The sequence below is a fragment of the Treponema primitia ZAS-1 genome (assembly GCF_000297095.1).
GTDB classification, from domain to species: Bacteria; Spirochaetota; Spirochaetia; order Treponematales; family Breznakiellaceae; genus Termitinema; species Termitinema primitia_A.
Genome location: NZ_AEEA01000036.1, coordinates 23881 through 40899 on the forward strand (window position 1 = coordinate 23881; position 17019 = coordinate 40899).

Consider the following 17019-nt stretch of genomic DNA (forward strand, 5'->3'; position numbering starts at 1 on the left):
TACCTCCTATAAAAAGTATTTTCATTTTATCACCACCTGTCCGTTCATAAGCATAGGTAAAAGCCAATCGCGAAGGGAAATAAGTTGCTGATTTTCAAAAACGTTTTGCTTTATTTTTGTATAAAAATTATTTGCTAAATTATTAAATTCATGTCCGATTCTTTCATCAGGCAAAATAACTTTATAGTCTTTCAAATATTTAAAATGCCTTGCATACCCATAATTTGAGAGATCTATATTTTTGACAATATAATATAGTAAAAATTGAGGCATTCTACAATTATTTGAAATCAATACCTGTGTTCCATCTGCCCCCCTTGCAAAATCAAAATTAATAATCTTGATAATTCGAGTATGATCGCCAAATATAATATAAGGTATATTATACATATACACAGATGCCTTGTTATTAGTAAACCCAGCTATAAAATTCTCGCTCTGATCAATAACCGGATACAATCCTATTTTAAGTATTTCTGAATTTTGTATTCGCTCTCTTTTTGGAACTTTCTGAAGGATATTATTTATTTGTATAGAATTCCATCCTTCCGGTATTTCTTTTTTTAATTCCTCATTCCGAACCATTTTTCCGCCGGATGATTTATATGGTTTTCCTTTCTTATCAGGAAAGTCAAATTGGATAAACCAATAGTCGTAAATATTTTTTAGTATTGACTCCAGTTCGGCATTGATTTTATTATTAAATTCTATCTTTTTATCTATCGATAACAACAAATGCACAATTTTATCCTGATATTTTTTTTGAGGTATTTTAAATTCAAGCAATGATAGATAATCTATATTAATATTATCTTGTATACTACCCTGTACTGAATTCTGTATTGAATTTCTAATATATTTAAAAACATAGTGCATAAAATATTCGGATGATTCATTTTTATCAGCATTAAATCCGACAACACTATCAGGAAAACACATAGGGTAAGTAAGAATCCCGGTTTCAGCAATATTTGCAGCAATTGTTATACACAAAGTCCCCGTATCCCATAATTTACTTTGTTTTAATCCGTATTCATTATAGTTTTGGCTATGCTTAGAAATAAAGAGATTTGCAGACTTGACATCACCTGTTTGAATTAATGGGTATCTACCGTTAGAAAACAATATTTTGTCATTTCTTGGCCTATGCTTTGATTTTCCTCTTGAGAATATTCCCAATTGATTCAATTTTTTTGTATCCCAATGCGCATTAAACTTGGTTTCATTATATATCATATTTTAAATTCTCCAATTCTTTTAATATCTCATTTTCAAGTTTTTTCCCTTCCTTAAAATATACCACTAAATTATTTTTATAATTTGATAATTTTTGTTCAAATTCTTTTACAGAAATATCAATATATCCAGAATTTACTTCAAAATACTGTCCTGCACCAAAAGAATAATTTTTTTGTTTGATTTCTTCTGAGGAAACTGAAATAGAAAAACCATCCGTAGATTTTTTATTACTAAAATTTTCTATAATTTTTTCAACTTCTTCATAAGATAATACCGTCTTTTGATTTTTATTATCGATCTTTTCTTTAGTCCCTAAATTTGAAGCATCCATAAAAACAACGGATTTGTCATTTCTTTTTCCGGATAGCGTTTTGCCAATGAATAGTATAGAAACGTTTGTTCCTGTAGTAGCAAAAATATTAGAAGGCATAGAGATAACACCTCGAAGCATATTATGATCTACCAAAAATTGACGAACGTTCAATTCTATCCCTGATTTAGCGGTTAAAAAACCTGTAGGAACTATAATAGCCGCCTTCCCTTTTTCACTCATAGAATAGAGAATATGTTGAATGAACATAAGATAAATTGACATTTTATCTTTTTCTTTAGGCGGAACTTTCGGGACACCGGCAAAGAACCGCTCTTTATAATTCTCGCTTGCAAGTGTATCCCGATTATCGCTAAAATCCACGCCAAAGGGCGGATTGCAGACAATATAATCAAATTGCCGGAGGCCGTCTTTCTTTTCATTAAGATGCCGGGGATTGAGCAGGGTATCATCATGGACCACATGACCTAAAGAATGTACCAGATTATTTAAAATCAGGTTAAGCCTTAAAAATTCATTTGACTTTTGGGAAATATCCTGAGAATAAAGGGTACATTTATTCTCACCTATCTGATGTGCCAAGGCCAAAAGCAGGGTGCCGGAACCGGCGGCAGGGTCATAGAGGGTAACATTTTTAACATTTTCAGGAACCATGATACGGGCAATAATTGAGGCTATCGTATGGGGTGTATAATATTCCGCATATTTACCAAAATCTTTATTGTAGTCCTTTACAAGATATTCAAAAACTTGGGCGAAAAAATCATATTTTTGGTTAAATACTTCTTCAAAGCTGAATTGAATAAGTTTATCAATAACCGCCCTACAAAAGGGGGTTTTTTTATCGGATTGTATGATATATTGGGAAATTGATTCAAAAAGACGTATTTTCTGGCCGCCACCGGCACTAACCGAAAAAATCTTTATATTTGTATCGGCCAGGTCATTTAAAGTATCATCAAACAGGCGGTAAAAATCTTCTTTGTTTCGATTATTATAGAGATACGTCAATGTTTGTTTTTTTGAGAAACGGGCGGTTCCGGGATTAAGTTCCATAAGCAGTATTTCGTAGTCATCTTTATTCAGTTTTTCATAATCAGAATTTATCTCCTTTGCTTCATGGATAAATTTATCGTTTAGAAATTTATACAAAAAAACTTCGGTAATGATTTTATATTCACTGGAAGCATTACCCAGCCCATAATTTGCACAGATGGTCTTAATATCATCTATCATCTTTTTGGTATTTACTGTAATTTCACGCATGTCCATTTAAGAAGCCCACCTTCGTTCTGATAAATACTCATTGCTTATTAGCAAACTGATATTTTTTATAATTTCAAGATTAACTTTTACCGCTTCCTCTTTACAGGATTTGATTATCAGCGGTTGTAAATTTTGCATAAAATAATCCTCATTGTTCAGAATATTTTGATTATTAAGGATAATGGTATCCGCTTCATGCTTGATAAAGAGAAGAAGTTTATTCAAAGATATATCATCAGCCGGGGGAGGGGGAGTTTCTTTAAGCCTTTTATGAACTCGCATGAATTTAGGATCGTTTTCGTATTTACTACATAATACTGAATCTTTTGCGTTTTTGGCTATAGCCTTCTTTCGTATTTGTTCCAATTCCTCAATGGCAGTATTCATTTCCGACGCAGTGAATTCTTCAATATTTTTCTTGGCTAAAACCCGTTTAAGCTCCTCAAACAGGGTAATATATTCATGGTCTTTGGGGTCCAAACTGCGGTGTAGTTCAAACCGGGCACGTTCCATTGACGAACGGAATTTATCGGCAATGATAAGTTCTTCCTCTGATATTTTCTTAAATTGAAATTCTATCGTATCCAGTGCCAGGTTAAGAATTGCAGAATTATCCTCGCCGTTTGAAAGATTCTCTTTAAGGGTTAATAACTGTATGTGCCGGTCAACTTCGGAATACAATTTTGCAATTTGGTCAAGGTCGAACTTTCCTGTCAACTCCTCAAAGCCTTGAAGTTTAGCAATATTAAAAAGTTCCTTATAGGTTGATAGAACCTGCCGTAAATCTATTAATTCTTGTTTACTATCAATTTCAGAAATAGTTTGAGAAAACTGTTCTAAATTATCAGTCGGATAAGAAAATAGTTTGTTTTTAATAGCTATTAAGGCATTTTCTATTTCTTCCTGATTAAGGAACATCTGCTGATAATTCTTAAATTCATCTCCCAATTCTTCCTGCAGTTCATTGAAGTATGCCTTGTTGGTTTTATCAAATTCTTCCCGAATGTCCGCAAAATCCACCACATAACCGTAATGAAAATTTTTATACGGACGGTTTACCCTGGTTAAAGCTTGCAAAAGATTATGCTCTCTAACAATTCTGACCATGTAAAGTTTTTTTAAACGAGGGGCATCGAACCCGGTAAGAAGCATATTGAATACTACTAATATATCCAGCTTGTTCTTCTTGAAATCGTCCTGTTCAGCATGGCGGGTATCCTTATCATCTTCATCATGAAGAATTAATGCCTTTGTTAATTTGGGGAACTTCTGCAATTCACTAAAAATCCTGCGGGCTTGCTCCGAAGAATCACAAACGATCATAGCACCGATTGTATCATCTAAAAGACGAGTTCGGGTTTTATTAAAATCTTCAACAATATATTCAGTGAGGGTTTTTACATATTTGGGATGGGCATAAACCTCTTTCTTGTTAAGGGAACCTTTTTCGGTATCCAGGGAATCCAATACTTCCCGTAATTTGGTCCGGTAGGATGTCTCTATTCCCTCCCGGAGTAATTTAAGGGTATAACCATCTGCTATAGAAAGATTATAATAATATTTGTGTATATAATCTCCAAAAACATTTTTGGTATTGTAAGAAACCGATGGTTTACCGGGCTTTTCCTCGGTTTTGCCGATTAGAGGTGTACCGGTAAGGGCAATAATGATTGCATTACGATCAGATGCCATGAGGTTGGAAAGAAATGAGCCTTTTGGGTTATAACTTCGATGAGCTTCATCAAGAAAATAGACTCGTTGTATTTGTACATTATAGTCAGCTTGCCGGGCGATTGATTCTTCTGAAAATTTCTGTATGTTAACCACCGTAATAGTATCTTCCCCGGTATTATCAGCAGAACCAATGGTTTTAATATTTTTAATAAAATCATCTTTTGAGTTTACTTGTTCAACATGAAGGCGGCGGGCGGCAAATTCATTGGAAGCCTGGGTTAATAGGTCAAGGCGGTCTACAATAAAATAAAATCGGGCTATCTTCTCATGTTGTTGAAAGAAATCCTTAAGGTATTTTACTGAATAATATGCCAAGGCGGTCTTGCCTGAACCCTGGGTATGCCAGATTACCCCTTTTGCCGGTGCAGCGTTAGTTTTTAATGTTTTATCTATGGTTCTCTCAATTGCTTTGGATGCAAAAAACTGAGGGTATCGCATGATATGTTTTTCCAAAGTTGAAAGACCGTCCTTGTCTCTTTTTTCCACATAAGCAATTCCATACTGCAATAGAAATAGAAAGCGGGAATGAGTAAACAGCGATGTCAACATTCTATGGGTAGGGGTATCCGGTTTACTGTTGGTAATAAATTCAGGAGTATCTTTAATACTGACCAGATTGGCATCTTTAAGAATAAATTCTATTGCCTCAGCGTTTTTCGGTAATTCTTTTTTCAAAAATTCCGTATCATCTTCCCGGAAATGGTTAAAAAATATTTTATGATAATTACATGAAGCATAATAGGCACCCTGAATCGGTTCTGTATCATTATCATCGTATTCCATATTATTGGAAAATACCATAATTTGGGTAATATTAATAAATTTTCTGAATTTTTTATTGGTAGAACGAGCTTCCATACGCCTGTGTTCTGCAATGATGCCCTCGGTATTATTCGGCTTTTTGACTTCGATAAAGACAAGGGGCATACCGTTTATGAGTAAGGTAATATCAGGACGGAATTCATCTTCGCCGTTCTTGTAGGTAAGTTCGGTAACCACATGGAAACTGTTGTTTTGAGGATTTTTAAAGTCGATGAGCTTTATCTTGTCGGGAATCCCCTCAACCGGAATGCCTTCCTGAAGATAACGATAAAAAGTTTCACCCAAATTATCCGGTTCAAGGGATTCTTTTATTTCTGAAATGAGCTTACCGGACAGGAGGGATTGGGAAAGAAATTCCATGATAAGTATGGCTGAATCACGGTTATAGTAGGTTTCATTTATTTTATTTAAGGATTGATGGAAGATGTCTATAAAAATATTGGTTGTTGGGTCGATCTTTTGACCTTTTAGGGAAATATAGGTATATCCCTGGCGGGTAAGATGAATAAGGGCAGGTATTTTTACACGGGAGTTCTCATTAAAAGGCAAAGAAATCTCCCTTTAGGGCCTGATCCGACACGAGAAGCTCCCAGATTAAGTCTTTAGGCAAGAATAACACGATATAGGAGGCTCGGCAAGTGAACATAAACTGAAATATCAATCAAAAAATGACATTATTATACATTTTGTCATTTTCAATAGTGAATTTCTCTCTAAATTTCCTCACAACCATGATAGTTTATACATTCTTTCTATATCTATTAACCCTTTCTCTATAGCGCCGGGAAATAACCCGGATGCATATCCGGGTTATTTGGCTTTTAAAGACCGGAACCATTGATGTAAACTCCGGAGGAAATTTTGGAAACACCGATAGGAGAACATGATTACTAAGTCGGTAAATATTGCCTACAGCCCTGGGCGCAGCGGTGGAAACCGGGGAAATTCTGTATTTGCTGGCGGCTTATATCATCCTGGGATGCTTGTGGGCTTGATTAGCTTTCGAAAATATAACATAATTGGATAAATTATCAAGAAATTTGATTTTTAAAGGAGTATAAAATGAAAAAAGTATTATCTCTGGTCTTATTTGTTCTATTGCTGGGTTCTATTTCGCTTTTTGCGGATGATGCTAAGGTAATGCCTGCCCGTCTGGGCCGGTTTTATATAGCCCCTACCTATGTCTTCGGTCCCGGTTATTATGATGATGACGGGGATTATGAGAGCTTTGACGATGGTCAGGGCGCCCTGAAATCGGCTTTCAACCTCGGTTTTGCCCTGGAGTACGGGATTATTGACTGGATAACCGGCGCAATTCAGTGGGCGCCGGGCGTGACCATAGCCTCCGATGTGGATAGTGCGCAACTGAGTGCTGGGGGGTCCGATGTCAATGCCAACGGCGTGGCGGATCTTTTTGTAGGGGGCAAGATACAGATTATTGGCGAAAATGCACCGGTAAAATCCTCCCAACTCCGTTTCGCCGTAGGGCCGGGGGTTAAAATTCCCCTACCCGGAGTGGACTTTAAGGAGCAGGCTAAAAACGCCGCCAAGGGGGATGATGTAACCGCCTCCAATGGGGATTATCATGTCCTCGGCGCCGGCGCCCGGCTTTATTTTGATTATCTCATCAACAAGAACTTCTTTATCGATCTGTACAGTGAATTGTTGTTCTATCCTATAGAGCAAAAACTGGAAGATAGCAGTATTGGGGGATACATGGCTAAGCAGCCAGGTGTCGATGTGAAGATGGGGCACGGTTATGATTTAACCTTTGAACTGGAACCGACATTCACTACCACCCTCTCCCCGAGCAAACCGATCATTTTTGGCGCCGGACTTCCAATAAATTATAAATTTACCCCCGAAAAAAGCTTTTCCATTTCCGGCGCCGGCTTGGCTGAAAGCGCCATTAAGACTGGGCTTGAGGATGGTTTAGGGAGCTCCACGCAGATACTTACCCTAAAGCCCAATGTTTCATTTTTCTTTGTCTCCTGGCCGCTGCCTACGGAATTTAAGCTGTCATATTCCGCGCCGATTTGGGGAGAGAGCATAATGGCCAAACATTCCATTACCCTGCAGGTCAAAGCTTATTTCAGGACCGGGTCTGCAAAGTAAAACCGGCATACTAAGCTAATCAGCGGCGTTTTCAGATAAAAATTCTGAAAACGCCTTTTTTTACCCTATTTTTTCAAGATTCTCTTTTCCGGACAAAAATGCTTGACATTTTCTGCCCCACGGCTTATTAATATAGTAATAAACAAACCGATGGAAATATAATGACCGACGGTCAGTATAAAAAGGGGATTCCGTGGGGATATTTGAACGGAAGGGGCGGGAAAAGGCTGAACGCCGGAACTTAATCATGGGCTGCGCCAAGAAGCTTATCCTTGAATACGGGGTGGAAAAGGTAAGCATGGAGGACATAGCCAAGCAGGCGGAGCTGAGCAAGGGTACACTGTACCTCTATTTTTCCGGCAAGGACGAGCTCTTTAGTGAGATCTGCGAAGAGTCGGCCGCCAAGTTCAGCGAATACGTGCAGTCCCGGCTGGAGGGGGGTATCTCGGGTCTGGAGGCGCTCAAGCGGTACTGGTTAAGTTACCTGGAGATGTATGGAGAATCGGAGGACCTTTTCATCCTCTTTAATATGCGGCATTTTTTGGCCCCCGCAGATTCTTTTATTTCCCTTGAGGAGAATGCAGGGACTGCTTCCTATGTGTTTTATTACCTGATAAAAAAGATGATCGAACAGGGGATACGCGAGGGGACTTTTGAACAGGATACCGAAAGCGGCTTGGTGGTAAAGACCATCATTGCGCTTTTTTCTCAGGCGGTGGAAAACGCCGCCAAGCTGCCCAGGACAGCCCGGAAATCCGCCCTTATTATTGATGAGCTAAAAACGGTTTTTCAAATTATGCTCCGGGGAATAGCCCGGGAAGAAATCGACCGTTCTTGTCTGGTCCTGCCGGACTTGAATACTTTTACTAACAACAAGGATTAGAAAATGAAATTTTTACCGAAATTGTTTAAACACCCCTGGCTTATCGTTGTTGTTATCGGAATTATTACGGTTTTTTTTGCGCTCCAGCTCCCCCGGGTAGAACTGGATAATAATAATATGCGCTTTGTCCCCGAAGACGATGAAGCCCGGGTAACTGCCAATTATATTGACGATACCTTTGGAAGTTCCCTTTTTGTACTGATAGGGCTGGAACGGAACTACGGTACCGTTTTTGACGGAGAATTTATCCAACGCATCCGGGACTATATCGATCAAATAGAAAAGAATGTTGAAATTATCGGAACCATTAATTCCATGGTGTCATCGGATTACATCGCCGGTGAAGGTGACGCCATCGTGGTAGAAAAACTGATTCCCGGGGATTTTTCCGGGACCCCTGAAGAGACGGCGGAACTCAAGCGGCGGCTCCTCTCCTGGGATATGTATCGCCGGGCTCTGATCTCCGACGATTTTACCGCTACCCAGATCCTGGTTACCCTGGATATTAGCAGCGAAAAAGCGGGAAAACCCGAGGTGATGGACAGCTTTATCCGGATCCGGGACATAGCCACGGACATGTTTGACGGCATGGCGAATGTTTATATCACCGGGCTTCCGGTAATTAGCTCCACCATCAACGAGGCGGTACGGGCGGATCTGGTACTGATGGTTCCTCTGGTGATTGTGGTGGTACTCCTGGTACTTTTCTTTTCCTTCCGCCGTATTTCCGCAGTGGTTCTGCCCCTGCTTACGGTACTCGTCGCCGTGATCTGGTCCATGGGGGCAATGCCTCTTTTGGGGGTACAGCTTTCGGTGATCTCCACGGTGCTGCCGGTTATCCTGGTGGCGGTGGGCAGCGCCTACGGCATCCATGTGGTAACCCACTATATTGAGGAGATGAACCTTAAGGATGAAATCACCAAGGATGAGCACCGGGAATTGGTCTTTGCCCTGCTGCGGAAGATAGGCAAGGCGGTATTTCTGGCGGCGCTGACCACCTTTGCGGGATTCGGTTCTTTCATCTTTACTTCGGTGCTCCCCATTCGGGAGTTCGGCTGCTTTTCCGCCTTCGGTGTCTTCGCCTCCTTTATTGTTGCGGTCACCCTGATCCCTGCGCTGCTCCTTATCCGGGGTCCCAAGCCCATGAGGGCCCTGGTCAATCCGCGGCTGGGAGACGCGCCGGAACTGGCGGACCCCTTAAGCAATGCTATCGCTGATGCCTTTATGGGCATTGCGCAGAGAAAACGCTCTGTCATGATAATTACTTCTCTAGTAGTATTACTCTCGATTTATGGCGTGTCCAAGGTGATTATTGATAATATTTTTGTGGAGTACTTTAAAAGCACCACCGACATATCCCGGTCGGACCGGTTTATCCGGGAAAAATTCGGCGGTTCTAAGGTGGTAAGCGTCGTCATGGAAGCGGATAACGCAGAAACACTGCTGAACCCTGCCAGTCTGTCTGCCATGGATGGCCTGAACGAATATCTGCAAACCAGGGTAGTCCTGGTGGGCAAGGCCATGGGTTTCACGGACCTGATCAAGCGGGTCAACCAGGTCTTTAACGCCGATGAAAGTCCCGGCGGTATTAAGCCCCGTACTGCGGCTGCGGTGGATGCCGGGGATGGTTTTGGTTTTGGCGCGGCTGTAGGAAACGATGATGATTTTGGTTTTGGCGGAAGTGGTGGTGATGAGGCTGATGGCAATGCCTGGGCAGCCGCAGCTTCGGGGATAACTGACCGGGTCTACACCATGGGCGAAGTTCTGGCCCTGCTGGAAGGGGCCGCAAGTTCCGGTGTTAACCGGTCTCTGGACGCCAACGATCTTATTTGGGAACTGCAAAAGCAGCTTAATTATAACGGAGCTTCCTATTACGAAATCCCGGTTATCCCCGAACGGTACGGGAAAACCCGGCCCGAAGAACTCCAGCAACTGGTGTCCAATTATCTCATCCTCCTTTCGGGCAACCTCGATTCTTACGCCAACGATGCCCTGGAACCGACGGCGATTAAAACCACCATACAGCTCCGCGCCATGGGGGAAGAGGATACGGGCCGGGTAATCCGGGAGATTAGACAATACGTCAGTGCTAATTTCCCCAAGGACATTAAGGTTACCGTGGGGGGGAGCGCCCTGGTGGAGGCTTCCCTTAACCGGCTGGTGGTCCAGTCCCAGCTTATATCGGTGGTAACATCACTCTTTCTGGTGCTCCTCATCATTGCAGTGTTCAACCGTTCCTTGGCGGCGGGGCTTATCGGTATAGTCCCCCTGACCATTTCCATCCTGATAAATTTTGCGGTGATGGGCTTTTTGGGAATCAAACTCAATATCGGTACCTCCATGGTGGCCAGCGTGTCCGTGGGCATAGGGATCGATTATACTATCCACTACATCGAAGCCTATAAACGGGAATACCGGGCAAGCGGCGGCAAGGGTGATTTTTTAAAGCGGACCTTTGCCTCCTCCGGCAAGGCGATTATGATAAACGCCGTTTCGGTGGGCCTGGGCTTTGCGGTGCTCCTCCTCTCCCAGTTCGTCATGCTGGAAGATCTGGGGCTTCTTATCGCCCTGACCATGGGTACCAGCGCCTTTGTGAGCCTTACGGTTATCCCCGTATTGCTGCTCGTCTTTAAACCAAAATTTGTACAGGGAAACCTTTAACAAAGTTTTAAGGAGTTATACAAAATGAACAGAAGGAATAACATTATTTTTGCAGTGATGCTGCTCGGAACCGCAGCCGCGGTTTTCGCCCAGTCAGGTGATGCCGCCGCCATCGTGGACAAATCCCGGAACCGCATCAGTGCAGCGACGATTTCCACCCGGTCCCGAATGGTGGTCAGCGCCAAGGACGGTTCCACCAGTAACCGTATCATCGACCAGTATTCCAAGGATGGATCCAAGGGAGAAAAGCGGGTGGTGGTGGAATTTAAACATTCCAGCAACCCTGCCAATATCATTAATACCCGGTTCCTTACTATTGAAAACACCGGTGGTAACGATGATCAGTGGATCTTCCTCCCTTCTCTGGGCAAGGTACGACGTATCGCTTCCTCGGAAGGTTCCGGAAGCTTTGTGGGAACCGATCTTTCCTATAGCGATATTTCTTCTGCTAATCGCGGCCCCGACCTTGATATCCATCGGGTTTTGAGGGAGGAAGAATACCAGGGTAAGCCCTGCTATGTGATCGAGTCCACCCCCAAAGATAGTTCTTACCAGTATTCAAAAATGATTCAGTGGATAGACAAGGCTAATTCGGTGGATTATAAAATTGAGCTTTACGATAAAAGGGGGACCCATGTTAAGACCCTGGAAATTTTGGAACTCAAGGATGTTCAGGGAAGGCTCAGCCCCATGGTCACCAAAATGAGCACCCTGACCGAGGGAAGTTCCACCACGGTTAATGTGGATCGCCTGGAATACGACAGCGCTATCCCCGAATCGGTTTTTACCCCAAGGTATCTGGAGACCGGGAGGCCCTAATGAAACGTTTCCTTTTTTCGCTTTTGGTTTTAAGCCTTGTTCTCCTTCCGGGGAAGTGGTACCTCCGCTCTGACGACGATTTTGGTTTTGGCGGTGATACCGGTTCCGGCAGCGATACTTTTTCCAATGACGGTGATGGCTTTGGCTTTGGCGGCGGGGTATCCTCCGCGCCTTCTCCCCAGGCATCTGCCCTTTCCAGTGTAAAGATAGGAGGTGAAGTATCGGCGGCACTCCTGGGCTTTACCGATGATTTTGAAACGGCGGATAAAATAAAGCAGGGCCAATTAGGGGATGTTTTTTCCGGGGCCCTTAATTTTTCTGTCTCCGGTTCCGCCGCCGATGCGGTGATCAACCTGAACCTGACCCCGTCCGCTTCCCCGTTGACCATAGACGAAGCCTATGTGCGGGCCTACTTCGGTCCGGTGAACATTGAGGGCGGTATCAGGAAGCTTAGCTGGGGTAGAGCCGACAGCTTCGGCCCCCTGGACGTGGTTAATCCCCTGGATTATACGGACCTTACCAAAATATCCGACCCCATGAGCCTAAAAATTGGGCTGCCCCTGGCACATGTTTCATGGGGTATCGGTAATTTCTCCAAACTGGAAGGGGTGTTTATCCCCGGTTTCCAAGGCCACCGCTTTGCCATGGAAGGACGTTGGGTTCCGTCGCAGATTACCGATTTGCAAGAACAGGGTATTGATCTAGAAAATCACTATCAGACAGACACCGCCTCTTTGCAGTACGCCCAAGCTGGTCTCCGGTTTACTACCACCGTAGGTTCATCGGATTTTGGGGTGCAGTATTACTACGGTAGACTTCCACGTCCCGCTCTGGATATAAAGCTTGACAGATATTTCATCAACCATGATCCCAATGATGTTTTATCCATTGACTATAACGATTACCATCAAATCGGCATTGATTTTGCCCGGGTTATCGCGGATTTTAATGTCCGGGCTGAGGCGGCGGCCAATATTACCGGGGACCTTGATGGAGACCGGGGGGATGTTTACAATCCTTCCGTTGCATGGTCCCTGGGCTTTGACCGGGATATCGGGGGGGTCAATGTGAACCTGCAAGTTACCGAGAATATACTCCTCTTCCAGGATAAAATAGGGAAGGACCCAATGGTCATTGATACTGAGGATGGAAAGGATGTGACCGCCACCAGGCTTACCCTGATCCTTTCCAAAAAGCTTTTTCGGGATAAACTTGAAATCAAGGCCGTAGGACTTTGGGACATGGAGGATAAGGCTTGTCTTATTATGCCAACCATAGCCTGGACCCAAAACGATGTGTCCATTGCATTAAGCGGCGGCATTTTTGGCGGTATCTTCGGCTTCTCTGATGATGGTGAACTGGGTCAGTACCGCGATAACCATTTTGTTAAAGCGGTACTGACGTACAGTTTCTAAAGAATTATTTTACGGTGATCAGCTCGTAAGTCCCGCTGCCCAGGCCGATTTTCTCCGCATGGGCAATCTGGACCCGCCAGTCCGTGGTAGGATGGATGTTCGTAAAGTGATCTTCGTTTTTGTTGCTGTCCTTGTGCGTGTGTTCCCGCTCAGAAAGAATACTGGTGGGAATCGCCGGGGCGGCATTGACCGCATCAATACAGGCATGGTCCAGGGCAACGGGGTCAAAGCTGGCAAAGATCCCGATATCCGGAACAACCGCAGCATCGCTTTCCCCGTGGCAGTCGCAGTAGGGTGACACCTGGTTTACCACACTGACGTGGAAATTGGGCCGCCCATGCAGTACCGCCTGGGTGAATTCGGCGATTTTGCTGTTGAGGGTATCATTACTGGTACCGCTTTCGTTTGAAATGGCATGGAAGTTACAGACCCCGATACAGCGTCCGCAGCCAACGCAAAGATTATGATCGATCTTGGCTTTTTTGTTGCTGTCAAAGGTAATGGCGTTCTGGTTACAGTATTTAGTACAGGTCTTACAGCCGGTACACGCATTCTGGTCAACCTCGGGCTTGCCATCGTTGTGCATGAGCATCTTGCCCGCCCGGCTCCCGCTTCCCATACCGATATTCTTAAGAGCCCCGCCGAAACCAGCGCCTTCGTGCCCCTTAAAGTGATTCAGGGAGACAACAATATCCGCATCCATAATTGCCCGGCCTATCTTGGCGGTCTTACAGTAGATTCCTCCGGGGATCGGAACTTCCACATCATCGGTACCCTTGAGCCCGTCGGCAATGATGTTCTGTACCCCCGTGGACAGGGGAGAATAGCCGTTCTCAAAGGCTGCGTCCATGTGGACCAGGGCATTGTTGCGCCGTCCCACATAGAGGGTATTGCAGTCTGTCAGGAACGGCTTGCCCCCCAGGGCTTTAATTCTGTCCGCCACCACCTTGGCAAAGTTGGGCCTGAGGAAGGCCAAATTTCCCGGTTCTCCAAAGTGGATCTTAATAGCCACATACTTCTGATTAAAATCAATTTGCTCAATACCGGCCTTCCGGATCAACCGATCCAATTTGTTCAGCAAACTGTCTCCGACTTTACAACGCATATCGGCAAAGTACACCTTTGATGTTCCCATTCCGATACCCCCTTTTCATGGTTTATGAAATTTTCTTCCCGCTATAATACAGGGTTCCGACGGAACCCAAAACATACCAGATATATCCGGTATGTCATGTATGCCATACTTGGAGTGATTTTTTTAAGGCGTCGTTAAAGAACTGCCAGTCGTGGGCTCCTTCCCACTCTTCATAGGTATAATCTAAATTCAATTTTTCTATCTGCTCCTTAAAGCGTAAGTTCTCTTTCCGGAGATTATCCTCAGCGCCGCATGCTGCGTATATCTTAGGCCTGACGGAGTTGGACGCAAGCTTTTCTGCAAGCTTGATAATTTCGTCACCATCGGTATAGGCCAGCTCCTCCCCAAAGGCGGTTTGGAAATCCCGGAGTATGGCCTCCGCTTCCGGGCCTCCGGTTTTTAACCAGTAGTCGGTATTTTTCCGCAGCCCATTAAGGTGTTCATCGATAAACAAACAGGCCGGGGAGATGGCCCCGCAGAATCCGTACTGTTCAGGCTTGGTAAGAGCGCATTTCAGGGCGCCGTAGCCCCCCATGGAACAGCCGATTACTGCGGTATCCTCCCGCTTGGCAGATATGTTAAACACCTTTTTGCTTATTTTGGGAAGTTCCTCGCTGACATAGGTAAAGTAATTATACCCATGCTTCATATCCGCGTAGAAGCTTCTTCCCACTGCGGGCAAGACGAATAGTACATTGTATTCCCTGGCAAAAATCTGCAATAAGGTACTATCAATCCAGGAATTCTGATCATTGTGAAGACCGTGGAGGAGATAACATACCCTATAGGCGCCTTCTTCCTGGTACTGGTCGGGGGCTAAAACACTTATCCCCGTATAGAGGTGTAAAACTTCCGAATAAACATTTCCGCGTAGTATCATTGTTTTCTCCTATTGGGCTGTTTTTCGCCCGATTTTTGCCCAAGTATCCCGGAGCCCCACCGTTTTGTTGAAAACCGGCGCTCCGCCTTTGGATACATCAGGGTCCCTCGCAAAATATCCCAGCCTTTCAAACTGGAACCGGTCCCCGGGAACCGCCTTTGCCAGGCTTTTTTCGCCATAGGCATGGGAAACAAGTTCCAGGGAATTGGGGTTGAGGTTATCCAGGAAGGTCTTTCCCGGCGCCGTTTCCATGGGCCGCTCCACAGCAAAAAGGTGGTCATAGATCCGTACCTCAATGGGAATGGCGTCCGCCGCAGAAAGCCAGTGGATGGTCCCCTTAACCTTGCGGTTGTCCGGGGCATTGCCTCCCTTGGTTTCCGGGTCGTAGGTGCAGCGCACCGCGGTGATATTCCCCGCAGCATCCTTATCAAAGCCCGTACAGGTAACGATATACCCGTAGCGCAGCCGTACCGAATTACCCGGAAAGAGCCGGAAATACTTGGGAGGCGGAACCTCCGCAAAATCGTCCTGTTCTATCCAGAGCTCCCGGGTAAAGCACAATTTCCGGGTCCCCGCTTCGGGATCCTCGGGGTTGTTCACCGCCTCAAGCTCTTCGGCCCCGGTGTCCCAGTTTTCGATAATAAGCTTGAGCGGTTTGAGTACCGCCATCACCCGGGGGGATCGCTTGTTTAGATCCTCCCTAAGACAATATTCCAAAAAGGCAATATCTACCATGCTATCGGTCTTGGCAATCCCGATTTGGGAGACAAAGCTCCGTATAGCCTCCGGAGTATAGCCCCGCCGGCGTAGTCCCGCGATGGTGGGCATCCGGGGATCGTCCCAGCCGGAAACATGGTTATCCTGGACCAGCTTGAGGAGCCAGCGTTTGGACAGCACCGTATGGGTCATATTGAGCCGGGCAAATTCGATCTGGCGGCTGGGGAACACCTCCGCTTCACTGATAAACCATTCGTAGAGGGGCCGGTGGATTTCGTATTCCAGGGAGCACAAAGAATGGGTAATCCCTTCCTTGGCGTCCGAAAGGGGGTGCTGGAAATCGTACATGGGGTAGATGCACCACTTGTTCCCGGTACGGTAATGGGTTTCCCGGCGTATCCGGTACATCACCGGGTCCCGCAGGAGCAGGTTGGGGTGGGCCATGTCGATCTTTGCACGCAGAGTCCGGGCCCCATCGGGGAATTCCCCCGCCCGCATCCGGGCAAGGAGCTCGAGGTTTTCCTCCACCGAACGATCCCGATAGGGGCTGTTCCGGCCCGGGGGGGTATTGGTGATATTGTTTTTATCCTCCACCGCCGTACCCCGGTATTCGCTCATCTCCTCGTCGGTAAGGTCGTCCACATAGGCGTGGCCCTTCTTGACGATAGTCACCGCCAGATCGTAGAGGTATTCGTAGTAGTCTGACGCGTAGTACTCCCGGTCTTCCCAGTCGTAGCCCATCCAGGAAACATCCCGCTTGATGGCCTCCACATATGAGATATCCTCTTTTTCCGGATTGGTATCGTCAAAACGGAGGTTGCATTTCCCTTTGAACCGTTCTGCCATGGAAAAGTCGATATAGAAGGCCTTACAGTGACCAATATGGAGCCAGCCGTTGGGTTCCGGGGGAAATCGAGTATGGACATAGTCAAACCGGCCGTTTTGCAGGTCTTCTTTAATGAAATCGCTGATGAAGTCCGCAGACTCTTCCGCCATAGTGAA

11 protein-coding genes are annotated in these 17019 nt (G+C 44.9%); 5 read left to right on the forward strand and 6 right to left on the reverse strand.

Annotated elements, in window-relative coordinates:
- Window positions 1-21: 21 nt before the first annotated feature.
- The 3 genes from TPRIMZ1_RS0105175 to TPRIMZ1_RS0105185 are packed head-to-tail and all read right to left on the reverse strand — an operon-like array spanning window position 22 to window position 5941.
- The gene (locus tag TPRIMZ1_RS0105175; RefSeq protein WP_010255974.1) at window positions 22-1236 is read right to left on the reverse strand and encodes a restriction endonuclease subunit S; all 1215 of its coding nucleotides are present in this window, start codon (window positions 1234-1236) and stop codon (window positions 22-24) included.
- Entirely contained in the window at window positions 1226-2842 is a 1617-nt protein-coding gene (locus TPRIMZ1_RS0105180; RefSeq protein ID WP_010255975.1) for an HsdM family class I SAM-dependent methyltransferase, read from the reverse strand. Before TPRIMZ1_RS0105180 ends, TPRIMZ1_RS0105175 begins: the two co-directional genes overlap by 11 nt.
- Entirely contained in the window at window positions 2843-5941 is a 3099-nt protein-coding gene (locus TPRIMZ1_RS0105185; RefSeq protein WP_010255976.1) for a type I restriction endonuclease subunit R, read from the reverse strand.
- Window positions 5942-6454: 513 nt separating this feature from the next.
- Between TPRIMZ1_RS0105185 and TPRIMZ1_RS0105195 the strand changes: the two genes are divergently transcribed.
- The 5 genes from TPRIMZ1_RS0105195 to TPRIMZ1_RS0105215 all read left to right on the forward strand — a co-directional run bounded on the left by TPRIMZ1_RS0105195 (window position 6455) and on the right by TPRIMZ1_RS0105215 (window position 13285).
- Window positions 6455-7507: a hypothetical protein gene (locus tag TPRIMZ1_RS0105195; protein ID WP_010255977.1), complete on the forward strand. Its 1053-nt coding sequence runs from the start codon at window positions 6455-6457 to the stop codon at window positions 7505-7507.
- Window positions 7508-7700: 193 nt separating this feature from the next.
- The gene (locus TPRIMZ1_RS0105200) at window positions 7701-8390 is read left to right on the forward strand and encodes a TetR/AcrR family transcriptional regulator (RefSeq protein ID WP_010255979.1); all 690 of its coding nucleotides are present in this window, start codon (window positions 7701-7703) and stop codon (window positions 8388-8390) included.
- A 3-nt stretch (window positions 8391-8393) separates the two neighbouring features.
- Window positions 8394-11051, forward strand: a complete 2658-nt coding sequence (locus TPRIMZ1_RS0105205) for an efflux RND transporter permease subunit (protein ID WP_010255981.1) — start codon at window positions 8394-8396, stop codon at window positions 11049-11051.
- A gap of 24 nt (window positions 11052-11075) precedes the next feature.
- Window positions 11076-11870 (forward strand): outer membrane lipoprotein-sorting protein, encoded by a 795-nt coding sequence (locus tag TPRIMZ1_RS0105210; protein ID WP_010255983.1) that lies wholly within the window; start codon window positions 11076-11078, stop codon window positions 11868-11870.
- Window positions 11870-13285 carry a DUF1302 family protein gene (locus TPRIMZ1_RS0105215; RefSeq protein ID WP_010255986.1) on the forward strand — a complete coding sequence of 472 codons (1416 nt, stop codon included), beginning with the start codon at window positions 11870-11872 and terminating at the stop codon, window positions 13283-13285. Before TPRIMZ1_RS0105210 ends, TPRIMZ1_RS0105215 begins: the two co-directional genes overlap by 1 nt.
- A 4-nt stretch (window positions 13286-13289) precedes the next feature.
- Here the strand turns inward: TPRIMZ1_RS0105215 and TPRIMZ1_RS0105220 are convergent, their stop codons facing one another.
- The 3 genes from TPRIMZ1_RS0105220 to TPRIMZ1_RS0105230 form a co-directional block, all read right to left on the reverse strand.
- Window positions 13290-14420 carry a DUF362 domain-containing protein gene (locus TPRIMZ1_RS0105220; protein WP_010255988.1) on the reverse strand — a complete coding sequence of 377 codons (1131 nt, stop codon included), beginning with the start codon at window positions 14418-14420 and terminating at the stop codon, window positions 13290-13292.
- 94 nt (window positions 14421-14514) lie between these two features.
- Window positions 14515-15300 carry an alpha/beta hydrolase gene (locus TPRIMZ1_RS0105225; protein WP_010255990.1) on the reverse strand — a complete coding sequence of 262 codons (786 nt, stop codon included), beginning with the start codon at window positions 15298-15300 and terminating at the stop codon, window positions 14515-14517.
- 9 nt (window positions 15301-15309) lie between these two features.
- Window positions 15310-17013, reverse strand: a complete 1704-nt coding sequence (locus TPRIMZ1_RS0105230; protein ID WP_010255992.1) for a glutamine--tRNA ligase/YqeY domain fusion protein — start codon at window positions 17011-17013, stop codon at window positions 15310-15312.
- Window positions 17014-17019: the final 6 nt, after the last annotated feature.